This is a genomic window from Streptomyces sp. NPDC057939, from assembly GCF_042887545.1.
Taxonomy (GTDB): domain Bacteria; phylum Actinomycetota; class Actinomycetes; order Streptomycetales; family Streptomycetaceae; genus Streptomyces.
Window position 1 is genome coordinate 222,413 of sequence record NZ_JBHVPG010000006.1, and the last position, 15,464, is coordinate 237,876.

General features: G+C 72.1%; 13 protein-coding genes and 1 riboswitch. Of the genes, 1 reads left to right on the plus strand and 12 read right to left on the minus strand.

The features are described 5' to 3' along the window. Positions 1 to 125 precede the first annotated feature (125 nt). Positions 126 to 911 (minus strand): SGNH/GDSL hydrolase family protein, encoded by a 786-nt coding sequence (locus tag ACFVS6_RS10130; protein WP_389702378.1) that lies wholly within the window; start codon positions 909 to 911, stop codon positions 126 to 128. Between the two features lie 162 nt (positions 912 to 1,073). Next, positions 1,074 to 2,114: a peptidoglycan DD-metalloendopeptidase family protein gene (locus ACFVS6_RS10135; RefSeq protein WP_389702380.1), complete on the minus strand. Its 1,041-nt coding sequence runs from the start codon at positions 2,112 to 2,114 to the stop codon at positions 1,074 to 1,076. A 4-nt stretch (positions 2,115 to 2,118) separates the two neighbouring features. After that, positions 2,119 to 2,285: riboswitch (cyclic di-AMP (ydaO/yuaA leader) on the minus strand. A gap of 318 nt (positions 2,286 to 2,603) precedes the next feature. Between ACFVS6_RS10135 and ACFVS6_RS10140 the strand changes: the two genes are divergently transcribed. Further along, entirely contained in the window at positions 2,604 to 3,425 is an 822-nt protein-coding gene (locus ACFVS6_RS10140) for a tyrosine-protein phosphatase (RefSeq protein WP_389702382.1), read from the plus strand. A gap of 27 nt (positions 3,426 to 3,452) precedes the next feature. Here the strand turns inward: ACFVS6_RS10140 and ACFVS6_RS10145 are convergent, their stop codons facing one another. The 10 genes from ACFVS6_RS10145 to ACFVS6_RS10190 form a co-directional block, all read right to left on the minus strand. After that, positions 3,453 to 4,856, minus strand: a complete 1,404-nt coding sequence (locus tag ACFVS6_RS10145) for an aspartate aminotransferase family protein (RefSeq protein ID WP_389702383.1) — start codon at positions 4,854 to 4,856, stop codon at positions 3,453 to 3,455. Next, a complete protein-coding gene (gene hpnH / locus ACFVS6_RS10150) occupies positions 4,853 to 5,884 on the minus strand; it encodes an adenosyl-hopene transferase HpnH (protein ID WP_389702385.1) in 1,032 nt (343 codons plus the stop codon). The genes ACFVS6_RS10145 and hpnH overlap by 4 nt, the downstream gene beginning before the upstream one ends. A gap of 5 nt (positions 5,885 to 5,889) precedes the next feature. Then, on the minus strand, positions 5,890 to 6,555 hold the full coding sequence (locus tag ACFVS6_RS10155) for a 1-hydroxy-2-methyl-2-butenyl 4-diphosphate reductase (RefSeq protein ID WP_389702387.1): 666 nt from the start codon (positions 6,553 to 6,555) through the stop codon (positions 5,890 to 5,892). Further along, on the minus strand, positions 6,555 to 8,627 hold the full coding sequence (gene shc / locus ACFVS6_RS10160; RefSeq protein WP_389702389.1) for a squalene--hopene cyclase: 2,073 nt from the start codon (positions 8,625 to 8,627) through the stop codon (positions 6,555 to 6,557). Before shc ends, ACFVS6_RS10155 begins: the two co-directional genes overlap by 1 nt. A 122-nt stretch (positions 8,628 to 8,749) precedes the next feature. Then, positions 8,750 to 9,850, minus strand: coding sequence for a polyprenyl synthetase family protein (locus ACFVS6_RS10165; RefSeq protein WP_385577832.1), 1,101 nt, complete (start codon positions 9,848 to 9,850; stop codon positions 8,750 to 8,752). A 68-nt stretch (positions 9,851 to 9,918) separates the two neighbouring features. Next, complete coding sequence (gene hpnE, locus ACFVS6_RS10170) at positions 9,919 to 11,310, minus strand: hydroxysqualene dehydroxylase HpnE (RefSeq protein WP_389702391.1); 1,392 nt, start codon at positions 11,308 to 11,310, stop codon at positions 9,919 to 9,921. A gap of 139 nt (positions 11,311 to 11,449) precedes the next feature. Further along, positions 11,450 to 12,412, minus strand: coding sequence for a presqualene diphosphate synthase HpnD (gene hpnD, locus ACFVS6_RS10175; protein WP_389702393.1), 963 nt, complete (start codon positions 12,410 to 12,412; stop codon positions 11,450 to 11,452). Then, on the minus strand, positions 12,409 to 13,338 hold the full coding sequence (hpnC, locus tag ACFVS6_RS10180) for a squalene synthase HpnC (RefSeq protein WP_389702516.1): 930 nt from the start codon (positions 13,336 to 13,338) through the stop codon (positions 12,409 to 12,411). The genes hpnD and hpnC overlap by 4 nt, the downstream gene beginning before the upstream one ends. Before the next feature lie 409 nt (positions 13,339 to 13,747). Further along, positions 13,748 to 14,533 (minus strand): ABC transporter ATP-binding protein, encoded by a 786-nt coding sequence (locus ACFVS6_RS10185; RefSeq protein ID WP_389702395.1) that lies wholly within the window; start codon positions 14,531 to 14,533, stop codon positions 13,748 to 13,750. Beyond that, positions 14,526 to 15,455, minus strand: a complete 930-nt coding sequence (locus tag ACFVS6_RS10190; protein ID WP_389702396.1) for an ABC transporter permease — start codon at positions 15,453 to 15,455, stop codon at positions 14,526 to 14,528. The genes ACFVS6_RS10185 and ACFVS6_RS10190 overlap by 8 nt, the downstream gene beginning before the upstream one ends. Positions 15,456 to 15,464: the final 9 nt, after the last annotated feature.

Consider the following 15,464-nt stretch of genomic DNA (forward strand, 5'->3'; position numbering starts at 1 on the left):
GAGGGTGCGGTTCGAGGTGGCACGCTAGTACATGCACGCCCTTCCCAACGCGTACCGGCCCGTGAGGATTCCGCCCGGCGGGAACCCGCCGGGCGGAACGGGTGCTCGTCCGGCTCCCGCGTGCCCTACAGGGGCAGCAGGTCGGGGCGCTTCGCCGCGACGTGGTCGCCGGAGGACTCGCCCCGCAGCCGGCGTCCGATCCACGGCACGAGGTGCTCCCGGGCCCACTGGATGTTGTCGCGGGTCACGTCCACCGATCCGCGCGGCGGCGTGGGCGGCCACGGCTGGTCGGGATCGGCCGGGATCCCGTAGCCCAGCACCTGCGCGGCACGGAGCGCGACGCGGGTGTGGCCCTCGGGCGAGAGGTGCAGCCGGTCGCCGTCCCAGGCCCGCCGGTCCTGCACCGAGCGCAGCGACCAGAGGTCGAGCACCGGGCAGTCGTACCGGTCGGCGATGGAGCGCACGTGCGCGCTGTACGTGGCGACCTTGCCCCGGAGGTGCTTCAGGACCGGTACGCCCCGGGTGTCGAAGCCGGTGGTGATCATCACGAGGCCCACGGCGCCCGTGAGGTCGGCCACGGCCGCCTCGAAACGTTCCGCCACGTCGTCCGGGTCGCTGCCGGGGCGGATGATGTCGTTCCCGCCCGCGCAGAAGGTCACCAGGTCCGGTGCGAGGGCCCGGGCCCTCGGGACCTGTTCGGCCACGATCTGGTCGAGGAGCTTCCCCCGCACGGCCAGATTCGCGTACCGGAAGTCATGTTCGTCGCGCTGATCGGCGAGGAGCACGGCGAGGCGGTCCGCCCAGCCGAGATAGGAATCCCCGGGTCCCGGGTCTCCCACGCCTTCGGTGAAGCTGTCCCCGATCGCCGCGTACGAGCCGATGGTCTTGAGTGTCGTCGTCGTCGCTGCCACGGGAACACATCCTTCACCGTCGCAACCAACCTACGCCAACGTAATGAGGGGTTGACGGACCGTGATCTGTACCACGCGGGGGATAAGGAATAAGTACACGTGAGGCCGGGACCCCCCTCGGGTCCCGGCCTCACGCGTGTCCGTGTCCGACGGCGGGTGCCGTCAGAGGCTGGCGCCCTTGGAGCGGAGGTAGGCCAGCGGGTCGATGTCCGAGCCGTAGGACGGACCCGTGCGGATCTCGAAGTGGAGGTGCGGGCCGGTCACGTTCCCGGTCGCGCCGGAGAGGCCCACGCGCTGGCCGCCGGTGACGCTCTGGCCGGCCGAGACGGACAGCGAGGAGAGGTGCGCGTACTGGGAGTACTTGCCGTCCGCGTGCTTGATGACGACCTCGTTGCCGTACGAGCCGCCCCATCCGGCGGAGACCACGGTGCCCGCGCCGACGGCCTTGACGGTGGTTCCGGTGCTCGCCATGAAGTCGACGCCGGTGTGGTAACCGGAAGACCACATGCTGCCGCCCATGCGGTACGCGGTGGAGACTCCGCCGGCGACCGGGGCCACGAATCCGCCGGCCTTGGAGGGGCTCGACGGGGTGGAGGGCGCGGCCTGGCCGGAGCCGGCGGGCTTCTGCGCGGGCGCGGCCTTCCTGGGCGCGGCGGTCGGGGCGGAGGAACGCTCGCCGGACGCCTCAGGGCGGCTGGAGGACCGCTCGGAGCGGTCGGAGCGGGCGCCGGAGTCCGACTTGGGGGCGGAGTCCGGGGTGGACGCGCCGGCCGCCGACTGCTTCTTGGCGGGGGCCGGCTCGGCCGCCGCGCCGGGGGCGCCGAGGGTCAGCTTGAGGCCGGGGTGGATCAGGGAGGGGTCGTTGCCGACGGCGTCCCGGTTGTCGGCGTAGAGCTGCTCCCAGCCGCCGGTGAGGTTCCGCTCGGCGGCGATCTTCGAGAGGTAGTCGCCGGACACCACCGTGTAGACCGCGGCGGGCGCCGTGGGCGTCGCGGTGGGCGTGACGGCGGCGGCCCGGGGAGCCGCCGGGGCCTGCGGTGCCTGCGCGGGTGCGGTGGCGGGGGTCGCCGCGGGGGTGGCGGCCTGGGCTCCGGTGGCTCCGATCAGCGGCAGCGCGAGGGCGGCGCCGCCGGTGCCGGCCACGGTGAGACCGCGGGATATGGAACTGGACTTCGGGCGGCGGTGCTTACCCTTACCGGGCATGGCGAATTCCTCTCCGTCGCCTGCGAGGTGAGCTGTCGGGTTCGGACTGGAGATGTCCGGCCGACCGCGTCGAGGACGCGTGCGGCTTCACCCCTAGCCGTCCCGGAGAAAGCTCCGGTCCGGCGGCCTACCTGGTTCCCCCGCTCCTGCCGCGCGCGTCGATAGTCGGGTGCGGTTCCCGGGCGGCGGCAGGATTAGGCTGTCCACCCGGATCGGTCGTGAAGGTAATCGAGTCGGTACACGGGCAACAAGCCACACATTCCCTGACGCAATCACAGGTATGGGGGAGCGATGGAATTCCGGTCACCCTGTGTCCATTCCGGACCATCAACAACCGCCCTGGCGTGGGAATTCTGATTTCGCGAGCGGGCACGGACGGTCACCGTATGATCTGGCTCACGGAGCCTGGCGCGATCTCGCTTCTCCCCGTGGCAAGTTGCTCCCAACCGGCGTAATTCGGACACCTCAGGACGATGCGGAGGACCACACGTGACCCAGCGGATACCCCCACCCCTTCCGGCGCTGCCCGAACCGGAACCGGAGCTGACGGGAGTGCGCAATTTCCGTGACGTGGGCGGCCTGCCGACCGTCGACGGACGGAGGGTCAGGTCCGGACGACTGTTCCGAAGCGGACATCTGGCGCATGCGACCGAAACCGGAACAGAGTTCCTCGTCTCGCTCGGCCTGCACACGGTCTTCGACTTCCGCAACCGCGCCGACCACGCCCTGGAGGGGCCGGACGTGGAACTGCCCGGCGTGCGCTACGTGAACATCCCGTTGTCCGACCCGGCCGCCGGGAAGGAGTTCTGGAAGATGGTCCGCGAGGGCGACCTGGCCCAGCTGCGCACCGCCCTCGGGGAGGGCCGGGCGGCCGAGCGCATGACCACCTCGTACCGCACGATGATCCGCACCCGGACCACCGAACACAGCCGGGTCGTGCACGCGCTGGCCGAGGACAGCGTCCCCGCGCTGATGCACTGCGCCGCGGGCAAGGACCGGGCCGGTCTGTCGATCGCCGTCACGCTGCTCGCGCTCGGCGTCGAACGGGACGCCATCGTGGCGGACTACCTGGAGTCGAACGCCCCGCACCGCCGCTACCGGATGCGTCGCGGCACGGAGGCGGTCGAGCCCCGTCCGGCCGAGGCGGCGGAGCTGCTGGCGCCGCTCTTCGAGGCCCGCGCCGCCTACCTGGAAGCGGCGTACGCGACCATCGAGGAGGAGTGGGGCGAGGTGGACCGGTACCTCGCCGAGGGTCTCGGACTCGCGCCCGAGACCCTGGTCCGGCTGCGGGACCGGCTGCTGGAACCGTAGCGGCCGGGGTCCCCGGCCGGCAGGCCGTCAGCGGTTGCCGACGGCCTGCTTCACCAGCGTCCGACCGAAGTCCCACATGAGCGATCCCCCGCCGTGCGCCTCGTCCATGACCTCGCGGAAGGCCCCGACGAAGCGGTCCACGTCCCGTTCGTCGACGATCAGCGGCGGGATGAGCTTGATGACCTCCAGGTGGTCCCCGGAGACCTGGGTGAGGATCCGGTGCTTGAGCAGCAGCGGCACCACGACCATCTGGGCGAACAGGCCCTTGCGGGCGGCCTGGAGCATCGCCCAGCGGCTGCGCAGGCCCAACGAGGACGGCCGGCCGAACTCGATCCCGATCATCAGCCCGCGCCCCCGCACCTCGTGCAGCAGCTCGTACTCGTCCACGAGCGCGGCGAGCCGGCCGCGCAGCAGGTCGCCCATGGCGCGGGCGTTGGCGGTCACCTCCTCGTCCTCCATGACGCTCAGCACCGCCAGGCCGGCGGCCATCGCCTGCGCGTTGGAGCCGAAGCTCGCCGAGTGGACGAGGACGCGGTCCATGGACGAGTAGACGCGCTGGAAGATCCAGTCCTTGCCCAGGGTCGCGCCGACGGGGACGTAGCCGCCCGACAGGGCCTTCGCCACGCACACCAGATCCGGTTCCACGCCGGGTTCGTGCTGGTACGCGTAGAAATCGCCGGTGCGTCCGAGGCCGGTCTGCACCTCGTCGGCGATGAGCAGGGCCTTGTGCCGGTGGAGGAGTTCCTGCGCCGCGCGCAGGAATCCGGGGGGCGCGGCGAGCACGCCCTTGCCCTGGATCGGCTCCACGACGAAGGCGGCGACGTCGCCCCGCCGTAGTTCGCGTTCCAGGGCGTCCAGGTCGCCGAGCGCGATCCGCGTGTCGGGGAGCAGCGGTGCGAAGCCGTCCCGGAAGCCGGCTTCGCCGTTGACCGACAGCGAGCCGGTGGTGAGCCCGTGGAAGGCGTGGTCGCAGTAGAGGATCCTGGGCCGGCCGGTGGCGTACCGGGCGAACTTCAGGGCCGTCTCCACCGCCTCGGTGCCGCTGTTGCCGAAGAAGACCCGGTCCAGGTGGGGGCTGTGGGAGAGCAGTTTCTCGGCGAGCAGGCCCGGTAGCGGCTGGCAGTCGAAGCGGGTCAGGTCGGCGAGCTGGGCGTCCAGGACGTCGTGCAGGGCCTTGCGGACGACGGGGTGGTGCCGGCCCAGGCCCATGACCCCGAAGCCGGCCAGCATGTCGAGGTGGTCGTTGCCCTCGGCGTCCCAGAAGTGGGCGCCCTCGGCCCGTACGTAGACCTTGTCGAAGCCGATGGTGTGCAGCATCCGGGGCAGTTGGTGGTTCAGGTGGCGGGAGTGGAGCTCGTAGCGTTCGTCCCCGCGCTCGGCGAGCAGGGCGGCCAGGTCGAAGCCCCGGCCGCCCCCCTGGCCGGCGGTCATGACGAGGTGGCCCGGTTGCCGCCGATGGTCTCCCTGGCCGCTCGCAGGGATTCCTTGAGGGAGCCCATGGTGGCGAGGACGGCGGTGGGCTCGTAGCCGCAGTGCGCCATGCAGTTCGCGCAGCGCGGGTCCTTGCCGCGGCCGTACTTGTTCCAGTCGGTGTCCTCGATCAGCTCGCGGTACGTGGGCACGTAGCCGTCGCTCATCAGGTAGCAGGGGCGCTGCCAGCCGAAGAGGGAGTAATTCGGAATGGCCCAGGCGGTGCAGGAGAAATCCGCCTTGCCCTCCAGGAAATCGAGGAAGAGCGGCGAGTGGTTGAGCCGCCAGCGCCGCCGGTTCCCGCCCGCGAAGGCCTTCTTGAAGAGTTCGCGGGTCTGTTCGACGCCCAGGAAGTGTTCCTGGTCAGGGGCCTTTTCGTAGGCGTAGGCGGGCGAGATCATCATCTCGTCGACCCGGAGGTCGTCATTGAGGTAGTTCAGGACCTCGATGATGGTCTGGGGGGTGTCGGTGTTGAAGAAGGTGGAGTTGGTCGTCACCCGGAAACCGCGCCGCTTCGCCTCCTTGATGGCCGCGACCGCCTCGTCGAAGACGCCTTCCTTGGCCACCGATTCGTCGTGCCGTTCGCGCAGCCCGTCGATGTGGACGGCGAAGGCGAAATAGGGGGACGGGGTGAACTTCTCGATCTTCTTGCGGAGCAGCATCGCGTTGGTGCAGAGGAAGACGTACTTCCGCTTGGCCACCAGCTGCCGGACGATCTCGTGGATCTGCGGGTGCATCAGGGGCTCGCCGCCCGCGATGGACACCATGGGGGCGCCGGACTCCAGCACGGCGCCGACGGCTTGGGCCACCGGCATGCGCTGCTTGAGGACCCCGGCCGGGTGCTGGATCTTCCCGCACCCCTCGCAGGCCAGGTTGCAGGCGTAGAGCGGCTCCAGTTCCACGATCAGCGGGAACTTCTCCCGCTTGCGGAGCTTCTGTTCGAGAAGATAGGTCCCGACCCTGATGGACTGGCGCAGTGGCATGGCCATCTGGCTCACCTCCTGGGGAGCAGCGAAGAACGGTGCCATTCATGGAACGCGGGCAGTAGGGCACGCAGTACACGGAACGCCGATATTCCACCGCGGACGGTGCCGATGCGGACGAGCTCGTGCTCAGGAGCGTCCACGATCACCCGGACGGCCGCAACGGGGCGTCCCTCCCCCGCCGGGGTGCGGGCGCCCCGGGTGGCGGTCCACAAGGTGGCCGCCGACTCCATGTCGACCGCGACGGCGCCGGTGGCGCGCAACCGGGCGCGCTCCTGGCCGCGGACGACGTGGTCGGACCCGGTCAGCGCGCCGGTGTGCACGGTCCGGCCTGGAAGGGCCAGTGCCAGTGCCTCGGCGAGCAGCCGGGTTCCGGTGCACCGGACGGTCCCGTGCGGGTCCCGGGTCTCGTCGGCGACGACCAGGTCGCCGGGGTGCATGCCGGGGACCAGTCCGGCGCAGAACCCGGTGGCGAGGACGGCGGCCCCCGCCATCCCGGGCCGCTCCAGCGTGCGGGCGACGGCGCGTTCGGCGGCGCGCGGTCCCATGCCCGTACGGAGCACCGTGGCGGTGGCGCCCGCCGGACGGGCGGCGCTGCGCAGGGCCGCCCTCTCGATGCGCAGCGCGCAGGCGATCAGGAGCGGTGCGGGCGGGGGCTGCGCTCCGGGGCCGGCCATCAGGAGTCCTCGGTGAGGGCCGGGGCCGCGGTGGGCCGGCGCCCGTCGGGGCCGAAGGGCTCGCCGTGGAGGTAGCGGCCGAGGGCGGTCAGCGGGAACACCTGTCGGTACAGGTGGTAGTTGATGGAGAAGTCCCAGGGGAAGCCGGTGCCGGTGAAGTACGGCTCGTCCCAGCTGCCGTCGGCGCGCTGGGTGTTCACCAGGTGGGTGAGGCCCCGTTCGACGGCCTCGCCGTCGCGTTCCCCGGCCGACAGCAGCGCCATCAGGGCCCAGGCGGTCTGCGAGGGGGTGGACTCCCCCTTCCCCGCCCAGGAGCGGTCCTGGTAGGAGCGCTGGTCCTCGCCCCAGCCGCCGTCCTCGTTCTGTACGGACTCCAGCCAGCGCACGGCCCGCCGGACGGCGGGGTGGGACGGGGGGACGCCCGCGGCGGCGAGGGCCGGCAGGACCGAACCGGTGCCGTACACGTAGTTGGTGCCCCAGCGGCCGAACCAGCCGCCGTCCGACTCCTGTTCGGCGAGCAGCCAGGCGATGCCGCGCCGGGTCCGGGGGTCGGCGGACCGGCCCTCGACGGCCAGCATCTCCACCACGTGGGCGGTCACGTCGGCGGACGGGGGGTCGATGACCTCGCCGAAGTCGCAGAAGGGCAGCCGGTTGGGGAGGGTGCGGGTGTTGTCGGCGTCGAAGGCGCCCCAGGCACCGTTCCTCGACTGCATGCCGAGGTTCCAGGACACTCCGCGGGCGATGGCCGCCTCCACCTTCACCGGGTCGGGATGGTCGATCCGGCGCAGGGCCAGGACCACCTCGGCGGTGTCGTCGATGTCGGGGTAGTTGTCGTTGTGGAACTCGAACGCCCAGCCGCCGGGGGCCAGCCCGGGTCTGCGGACGGCCCAGTCGCCGGTGCGCCGGATCTCCTCCCCGACCATCCAGTCCGCGGCCTTGACGAGTGCCGGGTGGTCGGATCGGACGCCCGCGTCGGCGAGGGCGATGGCGGCCAGGCAGGTGTCCCAGACCGGGGACTGGCAGGCCTCGATCATGCGGGCGCCGTCCTCGCGCCACACGGCGAACCGGTCGAGCGACTCCAGTCCGGCCCGCATCACCGGGTGCCCGAGGTCGTAGCCCAGCAGGTGCAGGGCGATGACGGAGTACACGGCGGGCGGTTGGATCCCGCCCCAGCAGCCGTCGTTCTCCTGTCGTTCGACGATCCACCGGCCGGCGCTGGCCATCGCGGCCCTGCGCACGGCCTTCGGGGCGAACCGGCGGTAGACGTGCAGGGCCCTGTCCATGCGCTGGAAGGCCCCGTCCCAGCTGGTCAGCGGGGCCGTGGGGACGGCGGGGCAGGGGTTGCGGGCGTCGGCGTGGAGTTCGTCCAGGACGAAGGGGGCGGGCCGGACGGGACGCAGCGCCGAGACCACGGTGAGGGGAACGATGGTCTGGCGGGCCCAGCAGCCGAAGTCGTAGATGTTGAGCGGCACCCAGGAGGGCAGGAACAGCAGTTCGGGCGGGAGTTCGGGCAGGTTCTCCCATTTCCACCAGCCGAAGAGCGCCAGCCAGATCCGGGTGAACACCCGGGCGGCGGCGATGCCCCCGTGGGCGCGGATCCAGGCCGAGGCGCGCGACATGTGCGGGGCGTCGGGCGCGTCCCCGGCGAGGCGCAGGGCGACGTACGCCTCGATGGTAGCGGAGAGATCGGGGGGGCCGCCGTGGAAGGTGGCCCAGGTGCCGTCGTCGCGCTGTTCGCCTCGGATGAAGAGGGCGGCCGCCCGGGTGGTGGCCTCGTCGCGGATGCCGAGGAACTGCCGCAGCAGCAGGTCCTCGGCGTCCATGGTGACGTTGGTCTCCAGGTCGCCCTTCCACCAGCCCGCCGGGTCCTGGCGTTCCAGCAGGTTGCGGGTGGCCCGGTCGGTGGCCTCCCGGACTCCGCGCAAGAGTGCGGGCGTGCGGTGGTCGGGCGGTGCGCCGGGCGCGGTCGGCCCGGCCGCCGTCCGGGCGGCGCCGGCCGGTGCCTGGCCGCCGTCGTGTCGCGGTTCGGCGCCGCCGGCCATCGCCCCGCCGCCGTCGGTCGTCGCTGTCATGGCTTCCCCTCCGTGCAGTCTGCAGTGTCCTCTGCTGTGCTGGGGTATGCCGTCGACCGGTGCGCGCCCACCAGGTGCGGCGCCGGCCGGCGACTAGCGCGATATCCGCTGTCGGGTGGCGATCACCTCTTGCGTACGACGACGAAGTCGGCGAGGGCGACGAGCTGGTCACGGACCCGCTGCGGCATGTCGACGTCGTCCAGCGCGCGGATGGCGATCGCGTGCTGGCGGCGGGCCTCGTCCGCGGTCCACTGACGGCCGCCCGCGGCTTCGATGAGGGCGGCGCGGGCCGCGAACTCCTCCTCGGAGAAGTTCTCGAAGTCGTTGCTCTTGGCGTCGGCGGTGAGCAGCCGGCCGAGCTCCTCGCAGGCGGGTCCGCCGGCCGCGAGCGCGGCGACGACGGGCAGGGACTTCTTGCGCTGGCGCAGGTCGCTCCAGGTCTGCTTGCCGGTGGCCTCCGGGTCGCCCCAGATGCCGAGGAGGTCGTCGACGGCCTGGAAGGCGAGGCCGAGGTGGTAGCCGTACTCCTCCAGCTTGTCGGCGGTGCGGTCGTCGGCGCCACCGAGGACGGCGCCGATGGAGACCGCGCAGGCGAGGAGCGCGCCGGTCTTGTTGCCCTCCATCTCCAGGCACTCCTCGACGCTGACGCGCTCGCGGTGCTCGTAGGAGATGTCCTGGGCCTGGCCGTCGATGAGCTTGCGGCTGGCGGTCGTCAGGCGGCGGGCCGCTCGGCCGGCCTCCACGGTGCCCAGTTCCAGCAGGACCTCGTTGGCCAGTGCGAAGAGGGCGTCGCCGACGAGGATGGCCAGGGCCGGGCCGTGGACCTTCCACACCGTGTCGCGGTGGCGGCGCTGCTCGTCGCCGTCCATCAGGTCGTCGTGCAGCAGCGAGAAGTTGTGGACGAGTTCCACGGCGACGGCGCCGGGGATGCCGACCTCGGCCGCGGCGCCCGCGGCTTCGGCGGAGAGCAGGGCGAGCGCGGGACGGACGGCCTTGCCGCCGTCGCCGTCGGCCGCGTTGCCGTCGGCGTCGATCCAGCCGAAGTGGTAGGCGGCGACGGTGTCCATGGGCGCCGCGAGCCGGTCCACTGCGGCACGGAGCACGGGGGTCGACAGCGTGCGGCCGCGTTCCAGGAGCGCGAGCGTGTCCGCCTTCTCCAGGCCCCCTCCGGCCGTGCCCACACTGGCAGCCGTGTTCTCGACAGCCGGGTTCCCCGGGTTCACTGGCTCTCCTCTGGTTCCTGTACGTGCTGTTCGTGCTGTGCCTGTGGCGGTGGTGCTGGTGCCGGTCGTCATACCGCCTCCTGCAGCGGGTGTTCGCCGGGACGCCCGAGCGCGGCGAGTGCGGTGTGTGCCGCGCCGAGGCCGCTGCGTACCGCGCCCTCCATGGTCGCGGGCCAGCCGGTCGCGGTCCACGCTCCGGCGAGGTAGAGCCCCGGCGTGTCGGTCCGCGGGCCGGGGCGCAGTCGGCCGACCCCGGGTGTGGGGGCGAAGGTCGCGGTCCGTTCCCGGGTGATGAAGAAGTCCCGTACCTTCGATCCGCGCGCGGCGGGCAGCAGCCGCTCCAGTTCGGGCAGGTACTTGGCGCGCAGGACCGAGACGGGCTCCTCGATGTCGTCCTGGGCCACCGACTGGGACAGAGCCAGGTACTGGCCGCCGTCGGTCAGGCCGGAGGCGTCGGTGCGGTCGAAGACCCACTGGACGGGCGAGCCGAGGGCCGCGAAGAAGGGCTGCTTGAGCACCTTGCGGTCGTAGACGACGTGGACGTTGAGGATGGGCGCGGTGCCGATGTCGAGGAGCTTGTCCGGGTCGGGCAGGGCCCCCGCGGGCAGCAGGCCGTGCGCCTCGCGCTGGGGGACGGCGAGGACGACGGTGCCCGCGTCGAAGGACCCGTCCTCGGTGTCGACCCGCCAGGCCCCTTCCCCGGTACGGGAGACGGCCGTGACGCGGGTGCGCAGTCCGGTCGTCACGCCGGCCTTGTCGAGCGCCTTGCGGGCGAGCGTGTCGTGGAGGTCGCCGAGCGGGACCTTGGCCCAGCCGATGTCGGCGGCGCCGTTCTCGGAGAGCAGTCCGGTCTTGAAGACCATGGCGGCCAGGCCCAGCGAGGACTGTTCGGCGGTGGCGTTGAGCGTGGCGATGCCGACGAGGTCCCACAGCGCCTCGATGGTGCGCGGGGACTGGCCGTAGCGGCGGAGCCAGGTGGCGAAGTCGAGGCCGTCGAGGGCCGGGTCGGTGGGGTCGAGCCGGCGCAGCGCGAGGGCGGCGCGCCCGACGGAGGCCCGCTCGGCGAGGGAGAGGTGCGGGTAGCGGGCCAGTGCCCCGGCCAGGTGGAGGGGTACGGGCAGGGCGCTGCGGCGCAACCGGCCGAGGCGGGGGCCGCGCGGGTGGGCGACGTCGAGGACGGGGACGTCGAGCCGGTCCTGGAGCGGTGCCAGGCCGGCGCCGTCGACGCGGTCGAGGAACCACCGGTAGGCGGTGCAGCAGCGCAGGTAGACGTGTTGGCCGTTGTCGACGGTCAGGTCGCCGCGCTTGAAGGAGAAGGCGAGGCCGCCGAGTCGCGGGCGCCCTTCGAGCAGGGTGACCCGCAGTCCGGCGTCGGCGAGTTCGAGGGCGGCGGTGACCCCGGCGAGGCCGCCGCCCACGACGACGGCGCGGTCGTCGCCGCGCCGGTCGCTGCCGCTCATGACCCCTCCCCCGCGGTGCGGTGCCCTGCCGGGCGCGCCGGCGCGGGGGCCCGTCCGGCGGAGCCCGACGGGTAGGACGCGGCGGCGGCCCGGGCGGTTGCCCGGTCGCCGGCGGCGCCGGGGTCCGTGGTGCGGTGCATCAGATCCGCCTCCGCGTGCTCTGGCGCGAGATGGTGCGCGCGTCGAGGCCCGACAGGCCGCGCACGGCGACGTACGCCTTCTCGTGCGTCGGCAGCGAGACGCGGCCGCGCAGGACTGCCTCGGGCTCGCGCTCGATGCGGTCGAGGAGGCGACGGTAGATCCCGGCCATGGCGGCCACGCAGGCGCCGCTGCGCCGGTCGAGCAGGGGCAGCAGCCGGTAGCCCTCGACGAACAGGGCGCGGGCGCGCCGGACTTCGTGGTGGACGAGTCCGGCGAAGTCGGAGCCGGCGGGTGCCCGGTCGCTGCTGAAGCCTTCGGAGCAGCCGAACTTGGCGAGGTCCTCGGCGGGCAGGTAGGTGCGTCCGTTGGCGGCGTCCTCGCGGACGTCGCGCAGGATGTTGGTGAGTTGCAGGGCGAGGCCGAGGACGTCGGCGTACTCGTCGGCGCGGGCCGCGTCGGGGCCCGTGGCGCGCACGGTGCCGAACACTCCCAGGGAGAGCCGCCCGATGGCGCCGGCGACGCAGCGGCAGTAGACCTTCAGGTCGTCCCAGGTCTCGTACTCCTGACCGCGGACGTCCATCAGGACCCCGTCGATGAGTTCGTCGAGTCCGCCGAGCGGGATCGGGAAGCGGCGTGCGGCGTGCGCGAGGGCGACGGCGACCGGGTCGGTGTCGTCCTCGTCGATCCCTCCGGCCCGGACCCGTCCGAGGAGCGCGCGGGTCTCCTCCAGCCGGGCGAGCTTCGCCTCGGGCGGCAGGGTGCCGTCGCCGATGTCGTCGACGCGCCGGGAGAAGGCGTACAGCGCGGACATCGCCTGCCGCTTGTCGGTGGGCAGCAGCCGGATGCCGTACGCGAAGTTGCGTGCCTGCGTTCCGGTCACGGCCTCGCAGTAGCTGTAGGCCGCGATGACGGGAGCGGACGGTACGGACGCGTGTGTGGGGCCCTCCACGTTGGGGCTCACCCCTTTCTCGGCGCTGTGCGCAGGACGGCGGCCACCTCGCGGAGCAGGCCGCTCCGGGTGGGCTTGGGCGGTCCGGGAAGTACGTCGAACCCGGCGTCCGAGACCGCTCTCAGGGCGGCGCGCCCTCCTCCGACGAAGCCCGCGAGCAACAGCCGGAGCCGGCCGTGGACGCTGCCCACGAGCGGGAGGCCCTCGTCCAGGAGCCCGCGTGCGCGTTCGGCCTCGAAGGCGATCAGGGCCCGGACGGACGCGCCGGCGGACGGCGCCTTGAGGTCGACCTCGGTGACGTGGAAGCGGCGCATGTCCTGCGCGGGGAGGTACACGCGGTCGCGGCCGAGGTCCTCGGCGACGTCCTGGAGGTGCTCGACGATCTGCAGGCCGGTGCACACGGCGTCGGAGAGGCGGACGCGCTCGGGGGTGCTCGTGCCGGTGAGGGAGAGGACGAGGCGACCGACGGGGTTCGCGGAGAGCTCGCAGTAGGCCAGGAGGTCCGCGTACGTCTCGTAGCGCGTGACCCGCTGGTCCTGGCGGTTGGCCTCGATGAGACCGAGGAACGGCTCGGGGGTGAGGCCGTGGGCGCGCACGACGGGCGGGAGGGCCGCGAGCAGGGGGTGGCGCGGGGGGCCGTCGGTGCCGCCGAAGACGCGCAGGAGGTCGACTTCGAGGGCGTCGAGCATGGCGGTGCGGTCGTCCGCGGCCGCCGGGTCGAGGCCCAGGAGCACGGCGTCGCGGCCGCCCGGGACGAGGTCCCCGTCACCGATGTCGTCGACGAGGCGGGCGTACCCGTAGACCGCCGTCAGGCCGTCGCGCCAGGCGCGCGGGAGGAACGCGGGGGCGACGGGGAAGTTCTCCGCCGCCGCCTTGCCGAGGGTGGCCCGCGCGGGGTCGAGGGTCCCGTCGGGGGCTCCGGGGCCACCGGACCGGATGCCGTGCCCGGGGGTCACCGCCCGCCGCCCGGGGCGGGGACGGCCACTGTGCCTGGGGGCCGGAGAATTCCCGTAGCCATTGCCGTCACATCTCCCGTTCTACACTGCCGACCCAAGTCATCCTATTTCGGACACGCCGCCGGAGTTTACCCGGGGTACCCGGGGAGTTTCGGCTGCGGGGAATCGTCCCCTCTTGGCGCGATTGAGAACTGGTCCAGCTTACGCTGTACAACGTCGCGGGGGCCTATCGGGTATTCACCGGACCGGGGAATGTCGTCCCGCCCCGAATTGCGTCGCGGCTCGCGTCCCGCATACCGCCCCCGCTCACGGCAGCGCCCCGGCGCCCCGCACGGCGAGGCCCCCGCCGCGCGAAGCGGCAGGGGCCCGAAACCTGCGGGGATCCGGCCGGTCAGTGGCCGCCGGTGGCCTTTTCGTACGCCGAGACGACTTCCTCGGTGGGCCCGTCCATCAGGAGTTCGCCCTTCTCCAGCCACAGCACCCGGCTACAGGTGTCGCGGATGGACTTGTTGTTGTGGCTCACGAGGAAGACCGTGCCGGCCTTCTCCCGCAGTTCACGGATGCGCGCCTCGGAGCGGACCTGGAACTTCCGGTCACCGGTGGCGAGCGCCTCGTCGATCATCAGGACGTCGTGGTCCTTGGCGGCCGCGATCGAGAAGCGCAGGCGCGCCGCCATTCCCGAGGAGTAGGTGCGCATCGGAAGGGAGATGAAGTCCCCCTTCTCGTTGATCCCCGAGAAGTCGACGATGTCCTCGTAGCGTTCCTTGATCTGCTCGCGGGTCATGCCCATCGCGAGTCCGCCGAGGACGACGTTCCGCTCACCCGTCAGGTCGTTCATCAGCGCGGCGTTGACGCCGAGCAGGGACGGCTGGCCGTCCGTGTATACCTTGCCGGACTCGCAGGGCAGCAGCCCGGCGATGGCACGGAGCAGGGTGGACTTGCCGGAGCCGTTCGAGCCGATCAGGCCGATGGCCTCGCCGCGGTAGGCGGTGAAGGAGACGCCGCGCACCGCGTGCACCCGGCGCACGCCGGGGGCCTCGCCCTTGCGCCGTCGGACGATCTTGCTGAGCGCGGCGGTGGCCGCGCCCTTGCCGGCGCCGCCGGTGTTGACCCGGTAGACGATGTGGACGTCGTCCGCGATCACTGTCGGGATGTGCCCGTCGGTCTTTTCAGCCACGGCCGTAACGCTCCTCAGCCTTCCAGAAGTACACGAAGCCGCCGAGGCCGATCACCACGGCCCAGCCCACGGCGAAGAGCCAGACGTGCGGGGGCAGGTTGCTCGCGCCGTAGTCGTCGATCAGCGCGAACCGGATGAGGTCCATGTAGATCGCGACCGGGTTCCACAGCAGCACGTCGCTGATCCACTGCGGCTGGTCCTTGAGGTAGATGCCGATCGGGAACATCACGCCGGAGGCGTACATCCAGGTGCGCATCACGAACGGCATCAGCTGCGCGAGGTCGGGGGTCTTGGAACCCATCCGCGCGAAGATCATGGCGAGGCCGGTGTTGAAGACGAACTGCAGCGCCAGCGTCGGGATCACCAGCAGCCAGGACAGGCGCGGGTAGTTGCCGAAGCTCACGGCGATCACGAAGACGACCACCATCGAGTACAGCAGCTGCTGGAGCTGCTGCAACGAGAAGGACACCGGCAGCGCGGCCCGGGGGAAGTGCAGGGCGCGCACCAGGCCGAGGTTGCCGGAGATCGCCCGCACGCCCGCCATCACCGAGCTCTGCGTGAAGGTGAAGACGAAGATGCCCATCATCAGGAACGGGACGTAGACGCCCTTGGGCATCTCCTTGCCCGCGCCGAGGATCAGGCCGAAGATCAGCCAGTAGACGGCCGCGTTCAGCAGCGGGGTCGCCACCTGCCAGACCTGGCCGAGCTTCGCCTGGCTGTACTGGGCGACCAGCCTGGCCCGGGAGAACGCCATGATGAAGTGGCGCCGACCCCAGAGCTCGCGGACGTACGCGCCCAGAGGGGGACGGGCCCCGCTCACGGACAGGCCGTACTTCCTGGCGAGCTCCTCGGGGCTCAGTCCCGCGTCTTCGGACACCGGCCTGCTCGTGGCGATGGCGCCGTCGTGGGTTGTGTCACTCACAAGTCGAAA